Source organism: Chromatiaceae bacterium, from assembly GCA_016714645.1.
Lineage (GTDB): Bacteria > Pseudomonadota > Gammaproteobacteria > Chromatiales > Chromatiaceae > M0108.
Map to the genome: position 1 here is coordinate 996,192 of JADKCI010000002.1, position 19,859 is coordinate 1,016,050.

Sequence of the window (19,859 nt, forward strand, 5' to 3'; positions counted from 1 at the left end):
GATGAACCCAATCGCCATCCCTTGGGACAATCCGGTCGCCTGGCCGCTGCTGGCGGTCCTGCAACTCTTGCCCCTGATGGGGGCCCTGGTGGTGCTGGCCCTGCGCCGCGGGTCCCTGGCGACTCTGGTCGGGGTCATCCTGGCCAGCTTCGAACTGCTGCTGGCTATCGTCCTCTATCGAGGCTACGACCCCGCGAATGCCGCCATGCAGTTCGCCGAGCACTGGAACCTGCCAGGACTGCTGGACTACCACGCCGCCGTGGATGGCGTCAGCATCCTCTTTATCCTGCTGACCGCCCTCATCATCCTGCTGGTGTCCCTCTATGGGCCCGTGCGGGGCCTGGGACCACCCTGGCGGCTCATGGCCTTGATCCTGGCCATCGAATCCAGCCTGATGCTGATGTTCACGACCCTGAACCTGCTGTGGTTTGTGCTCGCCTCCGCCATCCAGACGGGCCTCATCGGCCTCCTGCTGAAGTTATGGGCGACCTCGCCGCGCATGGAACAGGCCATCAAAACCTATATCAAGTTCATGGGCACCGGTCTGGTCCTGCTGCTGGCCGGCACCCTGATACTGGGCTGGGGCCATACCCATGTCAGCGGCGGTAGCTGGGCCTTCGATCTCCTGGAACTCCACCGGGCCGGTGTGGGGCTGGAATTTCAGACCCTGGTCTTTTTCCTGCTTTTCTACGGGCTGGCCATCCGCACCCCGCTCTTTCCCATGCACGGCTGGCTGCCCCAAGTGGCCGAGTACGGCAACATCGCCGTGGCCCCGACCCTGCTCCTGGGACTCAAGATCGGCATCTATGGCCTGCTCCGCTTCGTCCTGCCCCTGGTGCCCGAGGCGGTTCAGTATTGGCAGCCCTTCGTGGTCGCCTTCGCCGTGGTCGGGATCTTCTACGCGGCTCTGCTGGCCATGGTGCAGGAGAACCTGCGCCGGCTATTGGCCTTCGCCGTCGTCTCGCATACCAGCCTCATTGTCCTAGGCCTTTTCACCCTGGATCATCTGGCCTTTCAGGGGAGCCTCATGCTGGCGGTGACCTTTGGCTTGGCGGTGGCGGCCCTGCTCTTCATGACGGGTCTGGTCTATCGCCGCACCAAAACCACCCAACTCAGCGAGCTGGGCGGGCTGTTCGACCAGATCCCCTTCGTCGGCATTGCCTTTCTGGTGGGAGGGCTGTCCATCATCGGCATGCCGGGAACGCCGGGCTTCGACGCCGCCCATCTGGTCCTGGAGGCCTCCATCGCGCGCTTTGGCGGCCTGCTGACCATCGCCGCCGCCCTGGGGAATTTGCTGGCGGCGGGCTTTCTGCTCTGGGCCTTCCAGCGTGCCTTCCTGGGGCCCTGCCCGGAAGGCCAGGCCCCGGTGGAACGTCTGAGTCTGGCGGAGTGGCTGGTCTCCGGGGCCGTCATCGCCGTTCTCCTGGGGGTGGGCTTCTATTCCCATCCCTGGCTGGAGTTGATCGATGTGCCGCTGGCGACCTTGAGCGCCCACTATGCACAGCCCTGATGCCGATGGCCGGCCGCGGCTAACCTCGACACCCTGCTCGCCATCGCGGCGCCGGTCGTCAGGCGTCCTGGAACCCGGCGGCGTCTTTGTAGTCTCGCCGGGGGACACCCCCCCGGCGCTTGAGGCCCACCATGCCTGATACCCCGAGCCTCCTGTCCCACTGGCCCCTCTTGAGCTGGATGTTACTGACCCCCCTCGGCGGTGCCCTAGTGGTCTGGCTGGTACCAGGGGCACGCCTATCGCGCTGGGTCATGCCCGGCAGCCTGCTGATCGCGATGGGTTTTTCCCTGGCGGTGGTCTGGCGTTTCAATCCCGCCGAGGCGGGCTTCCAGTTGGTGGAGGAGACGACCTGGATTCCGAGCCTGAACGTCCATTACCTGATTGGTGTGGATGGTATTTCAGTCCTCTTTCCCCCCCTGACCCTCCTGCTGTTTCTGGGAACCATCCTCGCCTCCTGGACCGGCGTCCGTACCCTGCGTCGCCTCCACGATAGCCTCATGCTCCTGCTGGCCAGCGCCCTGCTCGGCATCTTCTGCGCCCTGGACCTGATGTTCTTCTTCCTCTGTTGGGAGATGACCCTGATCCCCATCTATTTTCTCATCAGCCTCTGGGGACCGGGGCCCCACCGGCGTTACGCGGCGGCCAACTACAGCTTTTTCATGTTGGCGGGCGGGGTGCCCCTGCTGTTCGGCTTTATCCTATTGGCCTTCAATCACGCGGAGGTCTCCGGGGCCGGGGTCCCGGCGGGGCTGAGTTGGGATTATCGAGAATTGCTGGCGACACCCCTGGCCCAGGGCCTGGAGACCAGCGTCTTCCTGCTCCTGCTGGCCGGCTTCGCGGTCAAGACCCCCGTCTTCCCCCTGCATACCTGGCTGCCCGTGGTGGCGATGGAAGGCCCCGCCACCTTGGCGGCTCTCATCACCGGCCTCAAGGTGGGGGCCTACGGCCTGATTCGCTTCGCCTTGCCCCTGGCGCCCGGCGCGGCCCAGGAATTTCATTGGCTACTGGCCGGGCTGGGGACGGTCGGCCTCCTCTATGGGGCCCTGGCGGCCATGGGCCAGACCAACCTGCGCCGTCTGCTGGCCTATGCCTCCTTGAGCCATGTCGGTTTGGTACTGCTGGGGATTGCCTCCCTGAGCGAGCCCGGGGTCCAGGGGGCACTTTTCCAGCTCCTCAACTTCCCGCTGGTCGCGGGCGGGCTCTTTCTGCTGACCCGCTTCCTGAATCTGCGCCTGGGTTCCACCGATCTGATCAGCCTCGGCGGCGTAGCCCGTTCCATGCCCCTGCTGGCGGCCTTCTTCTTTTTTCTATCCCTGGCGTCGCTGGGGGTACCCGGCACCTCCGGCTTCTCGGCGGAGTTTCTGCTCCTGATGAGCGCGCTGCACAGTCATACCGGCGCGGGGCTTGCCGCCCTCCTGGCGATGGTGCTGGGAGCGGCCTATGTCCTCGACGGCTATCGGCGGACCTTCTTCGGTCCCTTGGGTAACAACGCCATTGCGGCCGCCGTCGATCTGCGCCCCCGGGAACTCCTGGTGGCCATCGCCTTCAGCCTCCCCATCCTGGCCGCCGGCCTTTATCCCGCTGGCGTACTGGACACCTTGAGCGTCTCCACCAGCCAATGGGTGGAGCGGTTCGCTACCCGGGCGCCTTGAGGGCTCAAGGCCGCCAGAAGGCCGGCGTCAGCAGCACCAGGAGGGTGAAGACCTCCAACCGGCCGAGGAGCATGGCAAAGCAGAGGATCCACTTGGCGCTGGTGCCGAGGTCGGCGAAATGGGCGCCGACCTCGCCCAGGCCGGGGCCCAGGTTATTGATGCTGGCGGCGACGGCGGAGAAGGCGGTGGTGAGGTCCAGGCCCGTGGCGGCCAGGGCCAGGTACATGAGGGTGAAGCTGGCGACATAGAGGGAAAAGAAGCCCCAGACGGCATCGACCACCCGGTGGTTGACGCTCCGCCCGCCCATCTTGACCGGGATCTGGGCGTTGGGGTGAACGAGGCGTTCGATCTCGCGCAGGCCCTGCTTGATGAGGAGCAGAAAGCGAATGACCTTGATGCCGCCGCCCGTGCTGCCGGCGCATCCCCCGACGAAGCTGCTGAAGATCAGCAAGATGCCCAGGAAGGCCGGCCAGTCATAAAAGGCGGTCGTGGTAAAGCCGGTGGTGGTGGCAATGGAGACGGTGTGGAACAGGCCCTGAGTCAAGGCGTCGTACCCGCCGGTGTAGGTGCCTGACAGATAGAGGCCGAGGCCAACGATCGCGGTCGTGGCCCCCATGAGGGCCAGATAAAAGCGGAATTCACTGTCCTGCCAGTAGCTTCGGAGATTTTTTCGATTCCAGGCCAGAAAATGCAGCGCGAAATTCATGCCGGAGATCAGCATGAAGATGACGGCGATCATCTCGATCAGGTCGCTGTCGAAATAGCCGATGCTGGCGTCATGGGTGGAAAACCCTCCGATGGCTACGGTAGCAAAGGCATGGCCGATGGCATCGAAGGGGGTCATGCCCGCCAGCCAGTAGGCCAGACCGCAGGCAATGGTCAGCCCCAGGTAGATATACCAGAGGGCCTTGGCGGTCTCGGTGATACGGGGTGTCAGTTTGCTGTCTTTCATGGGCCCAGGCGTCTCCGCCCGGTACAACTGCATGCCGCCGATCCCGAGCATGGGCAGGACGGCGACCGCGAGCACTATGATGCCCATGCCGCCCAGCCACTGGAGTTGCTGGCGGTAATAGAGGATGGACGGTGGCAGGTCGTCGAGACCGACTATGACCGTCGCCCCGGTCGTGGTCAGGCCGGAGACGGACTCAAAGACGGCGTCCGTGACGGAGAGGTGAGGTTCACTCGACAGGATGAAGGGCAGGGCGCCAGATAACCCCAGCACGGTCCAGAACAGCACCACCACCAGGAAGCCGTCCCGCAGCTTGAGTTCCTCTTGGCGTTTCCAGACGGGTAGCCAGATGAGAGCCCCCAGGCCGAGGAGCAGGACGAGGGCTCCGAGAAAGGGCTGGGCCGTGCCGTCCTGGTAGAGATGGGATACCAATACTGGCGGCAGCATGGTCAGGCTGAAGAGCATCAGCAATAACCCCAGGACCTTCTGAACCGCAAAGGGTGTCATACCGCCCCGCTCCTGGCCGGAACCGGGGGCTTCGGTTCCCGCGCCACGGCTCTCACAGGAAGGTCACCGGCACCTGGAACAGCTTTTCAACCTCGGCCACCCGGCGCTTGTCCTGGAGGAAGAGGATGACGTGGTCCTCGGCCTGGATGACCGTGTCATGATGGGCCATGAGGACCGCCTCGCCACGGACGATGGCGCCAATGGTCGTCCCGGCCGGGAGTTTGATCTGATCGATGGACCGACCGATGACCTTGCTTAGTTTGGCGTCGCCATGGGCGATGGCTTCGATGGCCTCGGCCGCGCCGCGCCGCAGGGAATGCACCGCTACCACGTCTCCGCGGCGCACGTGCTTGAGCAGGCTGCCGATGGTCGCCTGCTGGGGCGAGATGACCACGTCGATGCCACCGCTTTGCATCAGATCCACGTAGGCCGGACGGTTGATGAGGGCCATGACCTTGCGCGCCCCCAGCCGCTTGGCCAGGAGGGCGGAGAGAATATTGTCCTCGTCGTCGTTGGTGACGGCGCAGAAGACGTCGGTATCCTCGATATTCTCTTCCCGCAGCAGGCTTTCGTCGGCGGCATCGCCATGCAGGACGATGGTTCGCTCCAGGGTTTCGGCGATCTGTTTGCTCCGGGTCAGGTCGCGCTCGATGACCTTGACCCGAAAATCGTTCTCGGTGGCGCGGGCCAGCCGGGTGCCAATGTTGCCACCGCCCGCGAAGATGAGGCGCCTGTAGGGCTTCTCCAGCCGCTGAAGTTCGCCCATGACGGCGCGGATATGGGCCGGGGCCGCAACGAAGAAGACTTCGTCGTTGGCCTCGATGACGGTATCGCCCGTCGGCTCCAGGGCCCGGTCTTGGCGGTAGATGGCCGCGACCCGGGCCTCTACCTCGGGCATGTGTTCGTAGAGGGCGCGCAGGGCATGGCCAATCAGGGGGCCGCCCTCACGGGCCCTTACCGCCACCAGCCGCACCCGCCCGCCCGCGAAGTCCAGCACCTGGAGACTGCCGGGGTGCTCCAGCAACCGCAGAATATATTGGGTGACGAGCTGCTCCGGACTGATGCACACATTGATGGGCAGGGCACCGGGGGCAAAGAGTTCCGGATGTTCGAGAAAACCGGGGGAGCGCACCCGGGCGATGCGGGTGGGGGTATGAAAGAGGGTATAGGCGACCTGGCAGGCGACCATGTTGGTCTCGTCGCTATTGGTCACCGCCAGGATAATGTGGGCGTCCTCCGCCCCGGCCCGCTGCAAGACGTCGGGGTGGGCGCCATGCCCCAGAATGGTCCGCAGGTCGAAGCGATCCTGGAGCTCCCGGAGGATGTCGGGATCCTGATCCACGACCGTGATGTCGTTGGCCTCGCCCGCCAGGTTCGCCGCCACGGACCGGCCCACCTGACCACCGCCCAGGATGATGATCTTCATGGTTAACGCCTCTCCTTGATCTCGATCCCCAGGGAGCGCAGCTTGCGGTAGAGGTGGGTGCGCTCCATACCCGCCTCCTTGGCCATCTTGCTGACATTGCCGCCGTGCTTTTCGAGCTGGTACTCGAGATAGGTCTTCTCGAACTGCTCCCGGGCCTCGCGGAGTGGCTGGTCGAAGGACATGAGGCCCTCCAGGTTTGGCGCCGGTATGCTGGTGGCGGCCCCCAGGGTATTTTCGACCTCGTCCTGGGAGATCTCGTCGCCGGCCCCAAGGATGAGGACGCGCTGGACCAGGTTCTTGAGTTCACGGACATTCCCCGGCCAGGGGTAGTTGCGCATGTAATTCTGGGCGCCGACGCTGAACCGCCGGTAGGGCAACTTTTCGTGGGTGGCGAAGTAATCAACGTAATAGTTGAGGAGTTCCGGAATATCCTCGTTGTGGTCCCGCAGGGCGGGGACGCTCAGGGGCACCACGTTGAGGTGGTAGAAGAGGTCCTCGCGGAAACGTCCGGCCCGCACCTCGTCCTCCAGGTTGTGCTGGGTGGCGGCGATGAGGCGCACGTCGATGTTGACCGGTTCGGTGCCGCCGACCCGCAGGAAGGAACCCGTATCCAGGGCACCCAGCAACTGGCCCTGGACACCCTGGTCCATGTCGCCGACCTCGTCGAGGAGCAGGGTGCCCCCGGCGGCCTTCTCCAGGCCGCCATAGTGGACATGCCCATCCTGTTCGCTGCCGAACAGCTCCCGGGCGGCGTTGACCCGGGCGATCCCCGAGACGCCGAGGTCAACGAAGGGCCGATCCCGGCGGGCGCTCTGGGAGTGGAGGTAACGGGCGAAGGTCTCGCGACCGCTGCCGGCCTCGCCGGTGATCAGGACCCAGGTGTCGTGTTGGGCGATGCGCTTGACCTGTTCCCGCAGGCGCTGCATGGCCGTGCCGCGGCCGATGGGCTCATGGGCGATGATGGTGCGGCGTTTGAGGCCAATATTCTCGCGGACCAGCTTGTCGGCCTCCAGGGCGCGCTCCGTGGTCAGCAGCAGTTTGGCCATGGACAGCGGTTTTTCGAGGAAGTCGTAGGCCCCCAGCCGGGTCGCCTCCACCGCCGTCTCCACGGTGCCATGACCGGACATCATGATCACCGGGCAGGGCAGGCCCTCGTCCTCGGACCACTCCTTGAGGAGACTGATGCCATCCAGATCGGGCATCCAGATGTCCAGGAGAATTAGGTCGGGTCGGCGCTCGCGCAGAGAGCGGCGGGCGGCGCCGCCGTTCTCGGCGGTGGCCACCGCATAGCCCTCGTCCTCCAGAATCTCCTGGACCAGGCCGCGGATGTCGGGCTCGTCATCGACCACCAGAATGTAGGCTGCACTCATGCTCGTTCTCGGTCTGGGTGGGCGCTGGGGCCCTTGGCCGGGGGGGCCAGGGCAACCGGCGGTTCTTCGGGAATTTCCCCGTGATGTTCATCGCGCCATAAGGGCAGGCGCGTCGCCACGCGGGCGCCGCCCTTGGCGTTTTCCGCCCAAATGATACCCCCGTGTTCCTCGATAATCTTCTTGACGATCGCCAGGCCCAGCCCAGTGCCCTTGGCCTTGGTGGTCACATAGGGCTCGAAGAGGCGGTCGAGGAGGGCCGCGTCGATACCGCCGCCATTGTCCGCCACCGAGAGCTCCAACTGGGGCCGATCCTGATCATCCAGGCGCCGGGTGGCGATGCGGATCCGGGCCTCGGGCTTGTCCTCCACTGCCTCCAGGGCATTTTTGACCAGATTGTGGATGACCTGGCGCAAACGCAGCGGGTCCCCCTTGATGAGGGCCTCGCCGACCTGAAGGTCGATTTTGATCGCGGGGACGGCGCGATAGAGTTCCATTACCTCGGCCACCAGCCGGTCCAGGCGCAGGGGTTCCGGCTCCAGCTTCGGGGAGCGCGCATAGTTGGAGAAGTCGTTGACCATGGCCTTCATGGCCTCGACCTGCTGGACGATGGTATGGGTCGCGCGGTCCACCACTCGGGCGTCATCCTCCGGCAGCTTGGTCAGGAGCTTGTGGCGCAGGCGCTCCGCCGAGAGCTGGATGGGGGTCAGGGGATTTTTAATCTCGTGGGCCAGGCGCCGGGCCACCTCGCCCCAGGCGGCGTCGCGCTGGGCCGTGATGAGGCGGGTAATGTCGTCGAAAACCACCACATGGCCGCTCTCCTGACCGTCGGGATGGATCAGGGGGCTGCCGCGACACATCAGCACCTGGCGGCCCTCGGCGCCAAAGAGGACGACCTCCTGGCGCCATTCGGCGTGGCCCTCCAGATGCGTCCGCACCGCGTCCACCCAGGCCACCAGGCCAGGATGGGTCGCATTGAGGGCGTCCAGGCCCCCATCGCTCATGTCTGGTTCCGTCAGGCCCAGGATCTGATGGGCCGCCGGGTTGGCGGTACGCAGGCGATGTTCGCCGTCGAGGACGACCACCCCCGAGGAGAGGCGCCCCAGCACCGTCTCCAGATAGACGCGCTCGGCCTCGACGGCCTGCTGGGAGCGGGCCGCGGCGTCCCGAGCCCGGGCCAGGCGCCGGGTCATGGAATTGAAGGAGGCGACCAGGAAGCTGAGTTCGTCTTCGTGACCGGGCAAGGGCAGGCGCTGCTCGTAGTCCCCCGCCGCCACGGCGCGGGTGCCGCGGGCAATGGCCGCCACCGGCTCCACCAGGCGCCAGGCGGTGTGGAAGGCGGCGAGCAGGGCAGCCATGAGGCCGAACAGCAGAACCAGGGAAAGGGTGAGTGAGAAGCTCAGCTTCAGGGACTGGCGCAGATAGGCCAACTCCTTGTAACGGTTGTAGGCCTTCTCCAGATTGGCGGCCAGTTCGCTGATGCGCTCGGAGGTCGGGAAGATGGCCTGCATGACCAGATTGCGCCCCACCGGGTCCGCCACCAGCACCCGCACCACCATCTCCTGGTTGGCGGCGGTCTCCAGATCGACCTGATTGGCGCCGCCACTAGCCCGCCGAAGCAACTCGCGATCGGGCAGATTGGGTACTAGGACGGTGGGGTCCTCGCTGGAATTGCCCCGCACCTGGCCATTGGCCCCGAAGACGGCGATCTCCAGGGCCCCAGCCTGTTGCCGCAACTGGCCCAGGCTCAAGGCCAGGGCCGTGCTGGAGCTGTCCTCGATGCCCGCCAGGAGCTGTTGCGTGTAGCGCATGAGGACCCGCTGATTGAGATCCAGGGAGGCCTGATTGAGGGTGAGGGCATCGACCATGGCCTGGTCGATCTCGACGTCGAACCAGGAGTCGATACCCCGTAACAGGAAGCCCAGGGAGTAGTAATAGACGACGACAACCGGCAGCAGGGAGATGAGGGCGAAGAGCAGGACCAGGCGGCCGGTGAGGCGCGAACCGGCGACCTTGTGGCGGTAACTCTGTACCAGTCTGACCAGATTGGTGAGCACCATGGCGGCGAGTACCAGGAGGCCGACGATGACGATGAACATGAGGGGCACGAAGGCCCTGCTCAGGGACTCGGAGTTCTGAACGGCGCCGCTCATCAGGTCCAGGGCGACCAGGAGCACGGCCAGGAGGAGGATTACCGGGATCAGGCCCGGCCGGCGCCAGCGGATCAAGGTCGCAGGGGCCAGGTGGTCCAGCCGGAGGAGAGCTTCCAGGAGGGGAGGAGATAGGCCATGGGCCGCAGGGGCAGGGGCAGTTGCTCGATGTCGAGGGCGATCTTAAGATCGACCCGATAGTCCTTGTCTGCCACGAGCTCCCCCCGGTTGAGCAGGGGCAGGTCGTGCAGGTCGCCGAGGGCGGCAATGGCGGCATCACGGGTCACGTAATTATGACCGGCCCCGCCGGGCATGGGGCTCACCTGGTAGCGTTCCGCCAGGGGTTGGTAACGGATCTCGTAACGCAGACGGCGATCCACCAGGCTGGAATCCCAGACCCAGGCATCGGTTTCACGGACCTGGATGTGGGCCTCCAGTGTGAGGGGCACCCCGTTGTCCAGGGCCTCCAGGGCCACCGGGCTCAGGTCCGGGACAAAGCGGGCATCCATGACCAGTTCCTCGCCGACCGTGCGAATCTTGACGTCCTCGATTTGGAAGGCTGGCTTGGCGTTGCCCAGGCTGGGCAGCAGGAGGAAGGTCAGCCAGAAGACGAATCCCCATGGCGAGGGCTGGCCGGGGATGCGGGTCCTCATGGCGCTGCCTTGCACAGCCGGGCGAAATAGAAGCCATCGCCGCCCCCGACCATGGGCAGGGTCTGGCGTCCGCTCGTCCGCGCCAGGCCCCAATCCTCCAGGATAGGGACCTCGCTGGCGTCGTCGTGACGGGAGAGAAAGGCGCGAATCTGCCGTTCATTCTCGTCCGGCAGCAGGGAACAGGTCACATAGACCAGGGTCCCGCCGGGGGCGAGCAGGGGCCAGATGGCGTCGAGCATCTTGGCCTGGCGGGCGCACAAGGCCCCGATATCCCCGGGCCGCCGCAGCCACTTGATGTCCGGATGGCGACGGATGACCCCGGTGGCGGAGCAGGGGACATCGAGAAGGATGCGGTCGTAAGTGCACTGGGCCCAGTCTCCGCCGGGCTCGGTGGCGTCGCCAACCAGCAGTGTCGCGGCGAGGGACAGGCGCTGGAGGTTGTCGCGCACCCGGTCGATGCGCTGGGGGTCGATGTCGAGGGCGGTGAGGTCAAGCTGGCTGTCCGCCAGTTCCAGCAGGTGGGCGGTTTTGCTGCCCGGCGCGGCGCAGACATCCAGGACCCGCTCGCCCGGGCGGACCCCCAGCAGGGGCGCGGCCAGTTGGGCGTTGGCGTCCTGGATCGAGACCAGACCCGCGGCGAAGCCAGGCAGGCGCGCCATGGGCAGCGGCTGGTCCAGGACCAGGCCCTGGGGGGCATGGGGCGCCGGTTGGGCCGCGATCCCCGCGGCGGCAAGTTGCCTCAGGTAGGCGTCCCGGTCGCCGGCGAGGCGATTGACCCGTAGCCAGAGGGGGGCCTGGGTATTGCTGGCCGCGACGATCTCCTGCCAATCCTGGGGCCACTCCGTCTGAAGCCGGTCCAGCAGCCAGGTGGGAAACAGCCAGCGGGCTTCTTCGCGCTTGTCCGCCTGGGCCAGCAGGGCCTCGCGTTCGCGCTGGAAGCGCCGCAGCAGGGCATTGACGAGTTTCGCCGCCCAGCCCTTGCCCAGGACGCGGGTCGCCGCCACGCTGGAGGCGACGGCGGCGTGGGGGGGGATGCGGGTGGCGAGGAGTTGGTAAATGCCAATGAGGATGAGGGCCTCCAGGTCGCCATCCTCGGGCTTGAGGGGCTTGCTCAGCAGTTGGGCGACGATGGCGCGCAGGCGCGGCAGCAGACGCAAGGCGCCATAACTCAGTTCCTGGACCAGGGGCCGGTCGCGTTCCTGATCCAAGGGGTCAAGCTGTTCCAGGGCCTCGGTCAGGGAGCGGCCGGGACCCAGGACGGCCTGGACGACCCGCGCCGCGGCCGCTCGGGCGCGGGCGCCCTCCGAGGGGGCCACGCTGGTCTTGGATTCCTGCGGGGACTGACGGCCCGGCCAGGGGCGGGGTTGCGGATTATCCAAACTTCACCCCATCCAGACGGCGGGCGTTGAGAAATTCAGCAGCCGACATAGGCCGCTTACCCGAGGGCTGCAGGCGGGTCAAGCGCAGCACCCCGGCCCCGGTGGCGACCTCGATGCCCGCCTTGGAGGTCCCGATCACCTGACCAGGCTCGGCACCCGGCCGCGGGATCAGGTCTGGTAGGTCGCAGCCCCAGAGGCGCAGGCTGGCGCCGTCCAGTTGAGTCTGGGCCACCGGCCAGGGGTCGAAGGCGCGAATCAGGCGGTCGATGGCCACCGCCGGTTGCGACCAATCGACCTCGGCCTCGGCCTTGGCCAGCTTGTGGGCGTAGTTGGCCTGGCGGTCGTCCTGAATTTCCGGGGCCAGGCTACCAGCGGCGATAACCGGCAGGGCCTCCACCAGGGCAGCGGCCCCCAGCAGGGAGAGCTTGTCATGCAGGCTGCCACCCGTCTCGCGCGGGTCGAGGGTCAGGCGCCTGATCAGGTACATAGGGCCCGTGTCGAGCCCTGCCTCCATGCGCATGATGGTGACGCCGCTCTCGCCATCCCCGGCCAGGATGGCGCGCTGAATGGGCGCCGCGCCGCGCCAGCGGGGCAGCACCGAGGCGTGGACATTGACGCAGCCGAGTCGGGGGATATTCAGGACGGCCTGGGGCAGGAGCAGGCCGTAGGCGACCACCACCACCAGATCGGCGCCCAGGTCTCGCAGGGTGGCGATGGCCTCCGGGTCGCGCAGGGTCGGGGGTTGGTGAATGGGGAGTCCGAGGGCCGCCGCGGCCTCCTTGACGGGACCCGGGCTCAGCTTGCGGCCCCGGCCCGCGGGTCGATCCGGCTGGGTGTAAACAGCCACGACCTCATGGCCGGCGTCCCGCAGGGCCCGGAGGCAGGGTACGGAGAAGTCCGGTGTCCCGGCGAAGATGATCCGCAGCGGTGACATCAAATGACCGCCCGCCGGGGCTCGGCGGTTTCCGGCTTACGCTGCCGGTCTTCCTTCTCCAGTTTCCGGCGGATGCGCTGGCGCTTCAGGGAGGAAAGATAATCGACGAAGAGCTTGCCATCCAGATGGTCGATTTCGTGCTGGATGCAGACCGCCAGCAAACCATCCGTTTCCAGTTCAAAGGGTTGGCCCTGGCGGTTCTGGGCACGCACCCGCACCCGCTCCGCCCGCGTCACCGGCTCCCAAAATCCGGGCACCGAGAGACAGCCTTCATCCATCTCCTCCTCGCCCTCGCGCCACAGGATCTCGGGATTGATGAGGCACAGGGGCTCATCGTGATGCTCGGAGATATCGATGACGATCATCCGCAGGGGGATATCGACCTGAATCGCCGCCAGGCCAATGCCGCGCGCGGCGTACATGGTCTCGAACATATCGTCAATCTGGCGGCGAATGCGGTCATCGATTCTGGCCACTGGCTTTGCCACGTTACGCAGACGTGGGTTAGGGAAGGTGAGAATTTCAAGTTGACTCATTGGGGAGTCCCTACTGGATTGTCGCTGAGGGGGCGAGCCGGGGCTTGACAGCCACTCTTCACCTCTAGCCCCTTGTCATCTTAAAGGTCGGGCACCCCTGGCAAGGTCGGTGAATGCTCGCTAGTATGCCCCGGCATACTACACTGCCGGTCAGGGTCCCGCAAAAACAAGGCTGCGTCTTGGCGAGGCAGGCCCCGGCAGGTATCACCCGCCAACCATTCCTGGGGTTGCTCATGTCCATTTTCCAGCCCGCCCTGTTCCAGCCATCGCTGGGTGGCATGCGCCTGATCAGGCTGGCCCTCGTCCTCCCCTTGCTGCTGGCCGTCCCGCCCGGCCGGGCCCAGATGGAGCCACAAATCGGGCAGGCGCCGCCCCGGGGTGGGTCCGCCGACAAAAATCCGCCCAGGACCCTCAAGCTGTCGCCCAGGACCCGGGTCACGCCCCTGGCGGCGCCTGATGCCGTCATCCCCATCGGCGCCATTCGGCCCTTCATCGAACACGCCTACGTCCTGGACGCCCGGGAAATCGAACAGGCCCCCTATGTGGTCGCCTTTCCGGATCGGCGCGTCCTGGGCGAGACCGGTGACAAGGTTTATGTCCGCGGCCTGGACGCCGGGGCCCAGGGGCGTTACCGGCTGGTGAGGCCCGGGGGGCCCTATCGCGACCCCGCCTCCGGCGAGGTCCTGGGCTATCAGGCCCAGCAGGTGGCCGAGGCCACCCTGGAACGGCCCGGCGACCCCGCGGTCCTGCGCATCGACAACATGAGCCAGGAGATTGCCACCGGTGACCGCCTGGTGCCGACGCGGGGTAACGAGCCCCTGCCGACCTTCCAGCCCAGGCCCGGACCCCGGGGTCACCAGGCCCAGATCCTGGCCGTCCTCAATGGTGTCTCCCAGATCGGCAGTCTGAACGTGGTGGTCATCGACCTGGGCACCAACCAGGGCGTGGCGCCGGGCCACCTTTTCGATATTTATAATGGTGGCGAGCAGATCAAGGATCAGGTGCGGGCCCAGGCGGACGACTGGGATTGGAAGGACCAGAAGTTCTGGTCGGAGGACTTCTGGTACGGGGATTTCCGCACCGACCGCTGGATTAGCGATGAACCCGATCCCAATATGCCGCTCCCCCTGCATCGGGGCGCCAGCCCCCTGGGCGAGGATTTTCTCCTGCCCCTGGAAAAGGCCGGCACCCTCATGGTGTTTCGCGCCTTTCCGCGCCTGAGCTTTGCCCTGGTCATGGAGGCCACCCGGCCTATGCACATCCAGGACCGGGTCCTGGCGCCGGGGAATTGATGGCCATGGGCCAATTAGTGGGGGCCGCCACCCTGGACCCGGAGGGCCTGCGTCCTTGGCTGACCCTGGCCACCGCCCCAGGCGCTGGCCCCCGGGGAGTCAACCGGCTGTTGGCCCATTTTGGTGGTCCAGAGGCCCTACTGGGGGCTCCCGACGCCGCCCTGGCCTCCGCCGGGGCCCGGCCCAGCCTCACCAAGGCCCTGCGCACCCCCCGGCCCGACTTGGTGGAGGCAGCCCTGGCCTGGGCCCAGGGGGAGGGCACCCATATTTTGACCCGCTCGGATCCCCGCTATCCCAGCCGGTTGGCGGAACTGGTGGACGCCCCCCTGGTGCTGTACGTCCGGGGCGATCCCGATGTTCTGCGCGATCCCCAACTGGCCATGGTCGGCAGTCGCAACCCCACCCCCGGGGCGCGCGAGACGACAGTCGCCTTCGCCCGCCACCTGGCCGCCTGTGGTCTGACCATCACCAGCGGCCTGGCGCTGGGCATCGATGGCGCCGCCCACGAGGGCGCCCTGGAGACCGGCCGTACCCTGGCCGTCATGGGCACGGGTCCCGACCGCGTTTATCCCGCCGCCCATCGCCAACTGGCGCGGCGGATCGCCGCCCAAGGGGTTCTGGTCACCGAGTTCCCTCCCGGCATGGGGCCCCGGCCCGAGAACTTCCCGCGCCGCAACCGCCTCATCGCCGCCCTCAGCCTGGGCACCCTGGTGGTGGAGGCCGCCCCCCGCAGCGGCTCCCTCATCACCGCCCGCCTGGCCGCGGAGCAGGGCCGCGAGGTCTTCGCCATCCCCGGCTCCATCCATAACCCCCTGGCCCGGGGTTGCCATGCCCTCATCAAGCAAGGCGCCAAACTGGTGGAGACCGCCCAGGATATTCTGGAGGAACTGGCGCCCCTGCTGGTGGGCTACCTGCGCCCAGACTCATCGGTTGCCCTGGATGCCGAGGGCGATGACGGGACCCCAGGCACCGGCGGTGGTGGAGCTGGGCTGGACGCCGACTATCGCCGCCTCCTGGAGGCCATGGGCCAGGACCCGGCGCATGTCGATCTCCTCGTCCGGCGCACCGGCCTGGCGGCGAACGACATCTCCTCCATGCTGCTCATGCTCGAACTGGACGGCTGGATCGCCGCCTCTCCCGGCGGGCGCTATAGCCGGGTGGGTGGACGCGGGGCCTGAAGAAACGCGGTCAGTTATAGGGCCCGATACAGATCTCCAGGGAATGATCCAGGCGCTGGTAGCAGACGAAGTCTTCGCCCAGGTTGCCTTTGCGCAGCCGGGCAGGTCCCCCTTGCAGGCTGTAGGCATCCTCCTCGATATTGACCGGATGCGGGCGCCGGGTGATGGCAAACACCTTGCCATCCGGCGTTTTCACCTCGACATCCAGTTTTCCGCATTTCAGGCAGCCCGTTGAGATACAGGTGGTGGTGACGGGCTTGCGACCCTCGACCTGGATCGTGCAGGCGTTCTGGTGGGTAAAATCCAGGCCCTGGCTGGCTAGCGGCACCAGGACCAAGCAGGCGGTTATCAGCGGGTTTTTGCCCTTCATCCTCTTTCTCCCCTGGCTAAATCCGCCGGTGAGGAGGGGCTTCAGCCCGCCCCGGCCGGCGATAAAGACGCGGCATCATCACCGGAACCCTGGCATTCCTCAACTCCTTGCCGGAAAAATCTTGCCAGAAAAAATCCACCCCTGGCCCATCTTCCCCTTGACGGGGTGCCGGGGAATCGTATTACCTAAGAGCCTTCCAGGCGACTTCCGTCAGGGCCAACCCTGGCCGGAGCCGCTTCCAGAACCCCCTAACCCTGCTCGGATGCGCCTCATCCTATGAATCTGGTCGTTGTCGAATCGCCTGCCAAGGCCAAAACCATCAAGAAATACCTGGGCCCGGACTTCGAGGTCGTCGCCTCCTATGGCCATGTCCGCGACCTGGTGCCCAAGGAGGGGGCGGTCGATACGGCGGATGGCTTCGCCATGAAGTACCAGGTCATCGAGCGCAACGAAAAGCATGTCCAGACCATCGCCAGCAAGCTCAAGGGGGCCGAGGCCCTCTACCTGGCGACGGACCCGGACCGCGAGGGCGAGGCCATCTCCTGGCATCTGATGGAGTTGCTCAAGAAGCGGCGCCAGTTGGGCGATCGGCCGGTGTACCGGGTGGTCTTCAACGAGATCACCAAGCGCGCCGTCCAGGAGGCGGTGGCTAATCCCCGGGAAATTTCCACGGACCTGGTCAATGCCCAGCAGGCCCGGCGGGCCCTGGATTATCTGGTGGGCTTCAACCTCTCGCCCCTCCTGTGGAAGAAGGTGCGGCGCGGGCTCTCGGCGGGGCGGGTGCAAAGCCCGGCCCTGCGCCTGATCGTCGAGCGTGAGCTGGAGATCGAGGCCTTCAAGACCCGCGAATACTGGACCATCGCCGCGGATACGACCAAGGAGGGCAAGGGCTTCGAGGCTCGTCTGACCCAGTTCGAGGGCGGCAAGGTCGAGCAATTCACCATCGGCGACGAGGCCCGGGCCCGGGAGGTCGAGCGGGGTCTGATCGCGACCGCGGGCGGCCAACTCAGCGTGGATCGTGTCGAGCGCAAGCAGCGCAAACGCAGTCCGGCCCCGCCCTTCATCACCTCCACCCTGCAACAGGAGGCGGCGCGCAAGCTCGGCTTTACCACCCTGCGCACCATGCGCGTGGCCCAGCAACTCTACGAGGGGGTGGATATCGGCGGTGGCGCCGTCGGTCTTATTACTTACATGCGTACCGATTCGGTCAATCTGGCCAACGAGGCACTGGACGAGATCCGGGGCTTCGTGGTCGAACGGTTCGGGGCGGATCATCTGCCCCCCCAGGCCCGTCTCTACAAGACCAAGGCCAAGAATGCCCAGGAGGCCCACGAGGCCATTCGGCCCACCTCGATTCGTCGCCAGCCGACGGAGATCCTGGCTCATCTGACTCGGGAGCAGGGGCGGCTCTACGAACTGATCTGGAAGCGCACCCTGGCCTGTCAGATGGAACAGGCGCTGATCGACCAGGTCGCCGTGGACCTGGGGGCGGGGCCGGGCAACGTGCTGCGCGCCACGGGTTCCCATGTCGCCTTTCCCGGCTTCATGAGCGTCTATCTGGAGGGCCGGGACGATGCCCGGGAGGCGGATGACGACGAGGAGCGCCAGTTGCCCAACCTGGTGGAGGGCGAGCACCTGGACCTGCTGGGCATCCGTCCCGAGCAGCACTTCACCGAGCCGCCACCCCGCTACTCGGAGGCCAGCCTGGTCAAGGCCCTGGAGGAGTACGGCATTGGCCGGCCCTCCACCTATGCCAGCATCATTACGACCCTGCAGGAGCGGGAATACGTCCTACTCGACAGCAAGCGCTTTCTGCCCACCGACGTGGGCCGGGTGGTCAATCGCTTCCTGACCGAACACTTCACCGCCTATGTGGATTATGACTTCACCGCCCGGCTGGAGGACGAGCTGGATGCGGTCTCCCGGGGCGAGGGCGAGTGGGTGCCCCTGCTGGAACAATTTTGGCGGCCCTTTAAGGAGCGCATCGACCACATCCAGGAGCATGTCAAGCGCAGCGACGTGACCCAGGAGGCCATGGACGAGGCCTGTCCCCAGTGCGGCGAGCCGCTTTCCATCCGCCTGGGTCGTCATGGCCGCTTTATCGGCTGTACCAAGTACCCCGAGTGCGATTACACCCGCGATCTGGGCGATGGCAAGGATCAGGAAGCGACGGCCCCGGAACTGGTCGAGGGCCGGGCCTGCCCGGACTGCGGCTCGGCCCTCCAGATCAAGCGCGGCAAGTACGGTAAGTTTATCGGCTGCACGGGCTACCCCAAATGCCGGCACATCGAACCCCTGGAGCGTCCCGAGGACACGGGTCTGACCTGTCCCCAATGCGGCAAGGGTACGCTGCAGAAGAAAAAGTCCCGGCGGGGCAAGATCTTCTTTTCCTGCTCCACCTATCCCAAGTGCGATTACGCCACCTGGAACGAGCCGGTGGCGGGACCCTGTCCCCGCTGTGGCTGGCCCATCCTCACCATCAAGGTTACCAAAGCCAAGGGCGCCGAGATCGTCTGCCCCCAGCCTGAATGTAAGCACAGCGAACCCCTGGATGACGCGGCCCAGGCCCCGCGCGCGGCGGGTGACGATGACGCCAACGCTTGACGGGGCCCGTGCCCTGGATGCCGGCCTGGGGCAGCGGCTGCGGCTCGCGGCTCACTGGATCAAGGCCGGCGGCGTCGTCGCCTATCCCACCGAGGCCGTCTATGGCCTGGGCTGCGACCCCTGGAACGGCGAGGCAACCCGGCGCATCCTGACCCTGAAGCAGCGACCCGAGTCCAAGGGACTGATTTTGATCGCGGCTGCTCTTCAGCAGTTGACCCCCTTCGTGGAGCTTCTGGAGGCGGAGCGTATGGCGGCGATCCTGGCGAGCTGGCCTGGCCCTCACACCTGGCTGCTGCCGGCGCGACCCGAGGTCCCGCCCTGGCTGAGGGGCGAGCACGCGACCCTGGCGGTGCGGGTCACCGCCCATCCCCTCGCCGCCGCCCTCTGCCGGACCGCGGGCCAGGCCCTGGTCTCCACCAGCGCCAATCGCGCTACTCGCCATCCGGCCCGCACCGCCCTGGAGGTTCGGCTGCGCCTGGGCGAGGCGGGGGATTACCTCCTGGCCGGGCCCTGCGGCGGCCGGTCCCAGTGCTCCAGCATCCGGGATGGGCTTACCGGCCGTCTGCTGCGGCCCTGATCTTCTTTTAGGGAGTTAGTCCATGGGTGTGTTGGTTGGGGATATGGGGGGCACCAAGACGATCCTGGCCCTGGCGGAGCGGGTGCAAGGCCGTCTCCACCTGGACCGGGGGCTGAGCTTCCCGAGCGGCGAATTCGGGTCCCTGGAGGCGCTGATCCGCCACTATCTGGCGGAGACGGGTCTGGCACCCGACCGGTCGGCTTTCGCGGTTGCCGGTCCTGTGCAGGATGGCCACAGCGAGATCACCAATCTCCCCTGGCTCATCGACAGCCGCCATCTGGCGGCGGAATTTGGTTGGGGCGAGGTGGCTCTCCTCAACGACCTGGAGGCCGTCGCCTGGGGCATCCCGGCCCTGGGCCCGAAGGATCTGGCGGTCCTGCATCCGGGGGAGGAGGGCGCTCAGGGCAACGCCTGCGTCATCGCCGCTGGCACCGGGCTGGGGCAGGCGGGGCTCTTTTGGGACGGTCAGCGTCATCACCCCTTTGCGACCGAGGGCGGCCATGGGGATTTTGCCCCGGCGACGGCCCAGGAAGAGGCGCTCCTGGGTTGGCTGCGCCAGCGTCATGGCCATGTGAGCTGGGAGCGGTTGGTCTCGGGGCTTGGGCTGCGCAACATCTACGAATTTCTCCTGAGCCGGGATGGTCAGGGCGGCGGCGTAGTGGAGGACGCGGGCGAGGACCTGGGGGCGGCCATCGCGGCGGGCGCGGCCTCCGGGGCCTGTCCCCGCTGCGTCGAGACCATGAGCCTGTTCGCCAGGTTTTACGGTCGGGAGGCC

16 protein-coding genes are annotated in these 19,859 nt (G+C 66.5%); 7 read left to right on the forward strand and 9 right to left on the reverse strand.

The genetic code is table 11. The features are described from left to right. Position 1: 1 nt before the first annotated feature. A complete protein-coding gene (locus tag IPN92_11645; GenBank protein MBK8638893.1) occupies positions 2–1,510 on the forward strand; it encodes an NADH-quinone oxidoreductase subunit M in 1,509 nt (502 codons plus the stop codon). A gap of 131 nt (positions 1,511–1,641) precedes the next feature. Then, positions 1,642–3,162 carry an NADH-quinone oxidoreductase subunit M gene (locus tag IPN92_11650; protein ID MBK8638894.1) on the forward strand — a complete coding sequence of 507 codons (1,521 nt, stop codon included), beginning with the start codon at positions 1,642–1,644 and terminating at the stop codon, positions 3,160–3,162. Between the two features lie 4 nt (positions 3,163–3,166). Here IPN92_11650 and IPN92_11655 read toward each other — a convergent pair whose 3' ends face one another. The 8 genes from IPN92_11655 to IPN92_11690 form a co-directional block, all read right to left on the reverse strand. Next, positions 3,167–4,618 carry a potassium transporter gene (locus tag IPN92_11655; protein MBK8638895.1) on the reverse strand — a complete coding sequence of 484 codons (1,452 nt, stop codon included), beginning with the start codon at positions 4,616–4,618 and terminating at the stop codon, positions 3,167–3,169. Between the two features lie 52 nt (positions 4,619–4,670). Continuing rightward, the gene (gene trkA / locus IPN92_11660; GenBank protein MBK8638896.1) at positions 4,671–6,044 is read right to left on the reverse strand and encodes a Trk system potassium transporter TrkA; all 1,374 of its coding nucleotides are present in this window, start codon (positions 6,042–6,044) and stop codon (positions 4,671–4,673) included. A 2-nt stretch (positions 6,045–6,046) separates the two neighbouring features. Beyond that, positions 6,047–7,414 carry a sigma-54-dependent Fis family transcriptional regulator gene (locus IPN92_11665; protein MBK8638897.1) on the reverse strand — a complete coding sequence of 456 codons (1,368 nt, stop codon included), beginning with the start codon at positions 7,412–7,414 and terminating at the stop codon, positions 6,047–6,049. Next, on the reverse strand, positions 7,411–9,564 hold the full coding sequence (locus IPN92_11670; protein MBK8638898.1) for a HAMP domain-containing protein: 2,154 nt from the start codon (positions 9,562–9,564) through the stop codon (positions 7,411–7,413). Before IPN92_11670 ends, IPN92_11665 begins: the two co-directional genes overlap by 4 nt. 71 nt (positions 9,565–9,635) lie before the next feature. Further along, the gene (locus tag IPN92_11675) at positions 9,636–10,214 is read right to left on the reverse strand and encodes a DUF4390 domain-containing protein (GenBank protein ID MBK8638899.1); all 579 of its coding nucleotides are present in this window, start codon (positions 10,212–10,214) and stop codon (positions 9,636–9,638) included. Beyond that, positions 10,211–11,530, reverse strand: a complete 1,320-nt coding sequence (gene rsmB, locus IPN92_11680; GenBank protein MBK8638900.1) for a 16S rRNA (cytosine(967)-C(5))-methyltransferase RsmB — start codon at positions 11,528–11,530, stop codon at positions 10,211–10,213. Before rsmB ends, IPN92_11675 begins: the two co-directional genes overlap by 4 nt. Before the next feature lie 55 nt (positions 11,531–11,585). After that, positions 11,586–12,527 (reverse strand): methionyl-tRNA formyltransferase, encoded by a 942-nt coding sequence (locus IPN92_11685; protein MBK8638901.1) that lies wholly within the window; start codon positions 12,525–12,527, stop codon positions 11,586–11,588. Then, on the reverse strand, positions 12,527–13,063 hold the full coding sequence (locus IPN92_11690; protein MBK8638902.1) for a peptide deformylase: 537 nt from the start codon (positions 13,061–13,063) through the stop codon (positions 12,527–12,529). The genes IPN92_11685 and IPN92_11690 overlap by 1 nt, the downstream gene beginning before the upstream one ends. A gap of 233 nt (positions 13,064–13,296) precedes the next feature. On the opposite strand from IPN92_11690, the gene IPN92_11695 reads away from it, so the two are divergent. Next, on the forward strand, positions 13,297–14,355 hold the full coding sequence (locus tag IPN92_11695; protein ID MBK8638903.1) for a LysM domain-containing protein: 1,059 nt from the start codon (positions 13,297–13,299) through the stop codon (positions 14,353–14,355). 5 nt (positions 14,356–14,360) lie between these two features. Further along, entirely contained in the window at positions 14,361–15,533 is a 1,173-nt protein-coding gene (gene dprA, locus IPN92_11700; GenBank protein MBK8638904.1) for a DNA-protecting protein DprA, read from the forward strand. 10 nt (positions 15,534–15,543) lie between these two features. Here the strand turns inward: dprA and IPN92_11705 are convergent, their stop codons facing one another. Then, a complete protein-coding gene (locus IPN92_11705) occupies positions 15,544–15,903 on the reverse strand; it encodes a hypothetical protein (GenBank protein MBK8638905.1) in 360 nt (119 codons plus the stop codon). A 276-nt stretch (positions 15,904–16,179) separates the two neighbouring features. Here IPN92_11705 and topA point away from each other — a divergent pair, with 276 nt between their 5' ends. The 3 genes from topA to IPN92_11720 all read left to right on the forward strand — a co-directional run. Continuing rightward, positions 16,180–18,507, forward strand: a complete 2,328-nt coding sequence (topA, locus tag IPN92_11710) for a type I DNA topoisomerase (protein ID MBK8638906.1) — start codon at positions 16,180–16,182, stop codon at positions 18,505–18,507. Next, positions 18,455–19,084, forward strand: a complete 630-nt coding sequence (locus IPN92_11715) for a Sua5/YciO/YrdC/YwlC family protein (protein MBK8638907.1) — start codon at positions 18,455–18,457, stop codon at positions 19,082–19,084. The genes topA and IPN92_11715 overlap by 53 nt, the downstream gene beginning before the upstream one ends. A gap of 22 nt (positions 19,085–19,106) precedes the next feature. After that, the coding region (locus IPN92_11720; GenBank protein MBK8638908.1) for a glucokinase at positions 19,107–19,859 on the forward strand (753 nt) is incomplete at its 3' end.

What these genes read in the sequence shown, in the direction of transcription:
- IPN92_11645 (MBK8638893.1), top strand. Translation starts at nt 2, where the DNA reads ATGAACCCAATCGCCATCCCTTGGGACAATCCGGTCGCCTGGCCGCTG.
- IPN92_11650 (MBK8638894.1), top strand. Translation starts at nt 1,642, where the DNA reads ATGCCTGATACCCCGAGCCTCCTGTCCCACTGGCCCCTCTTGAGCTGG.
- IPN92_11655 (MBK8638895.1), bottom strand. Translation starts at nt 4,618, where the DNA reads ATGACACCCTTTGCGGTTCAGAAGGTCCTGGGGTTATTGCTGATGCTC.
- trkA (MBK8638896.1), bottom strand. Translation starts at nt 6,044, where the DNA reads ATGAAGATCATCATCCTGGGCGGTGGTCAGGTGGGCCGGTCCGTGGCG.
- IPN92_11665 (MBK8638897.1), bottom strand. Translation starts at nt 7,414, where the DNA reads ATGAGTGCAGCCTACATTCTGGTGGTCGATGACGAGCCCGACATCCGC.
- IPN92_11670 (MBK8638898.1), bottom strand. Translation starts at nt 9,564, where the DNA reads ATGAGCGGCGCCGTTCAGAACTCCGAGTCCCTGAGCAGGGCCTTCGTG.
- IPN92_11675 (MBK8638899.1), bottom strand. Translation starts at nt 10,214, where the DNA reads ATGAGGACCCGCATCCCCGGCCAGCCCTCGCCATGGGGATTCGTCTTC.
- IPN92_11685 (MBK8638901.1), bottom strand. Translation starts at nt 12,527, where the DNA reads ATGTCACCGCTGCGGATCATCTTCGCCGGGACACCGGACTTCTCCGTA.
- IPN92_11690 (MBK8638902.1), bottom strand. Translation starts at nt 13,063, where the DNA reads ATGAGTCAACTTGAAATTCTCACCTTCCCTAACCCACGTCTGCGTAAC.
- IPN92_11695 (MBK8638903.1), top strand. Translation starts at nt 13,297, where the DNA reads ATGTCCATTTTCCAGCCCGCCCTGTTCCAGCCATCGCTGGGTGGCATG.
- dprA (MBK8638904.1), top strand. Translation starts at nt 14,361, where the DNA reads ATGGGCCAATTAGTGGGGGCCGCCACCCTGGACCCGGAGGGCCTGCGT.
- IPN92_11705 (MBK8638905.1), bottom strand. Translation starts at nt 15,903, where the DNA reads ATGAAGGGCAAAAACCCGCTGATAACCGCCTGCTTGGTCCTGGTGCCG.
- topA (MBK8638906.1), top strand. Translation starts at nt 16,180, where the DNA reads ATGAATCTGGTCGTTGTCGAATCGCCTGCCAAGGCCAAAACCATCAAG.
- IPN92_11715 (MBK8638907.1), top strand. Translation starts at nt 18,455, where the DNA reads ATGACGCGGCCCAGGCCCCGCGCGCGGCGGGTGACGATGACGCCAACG.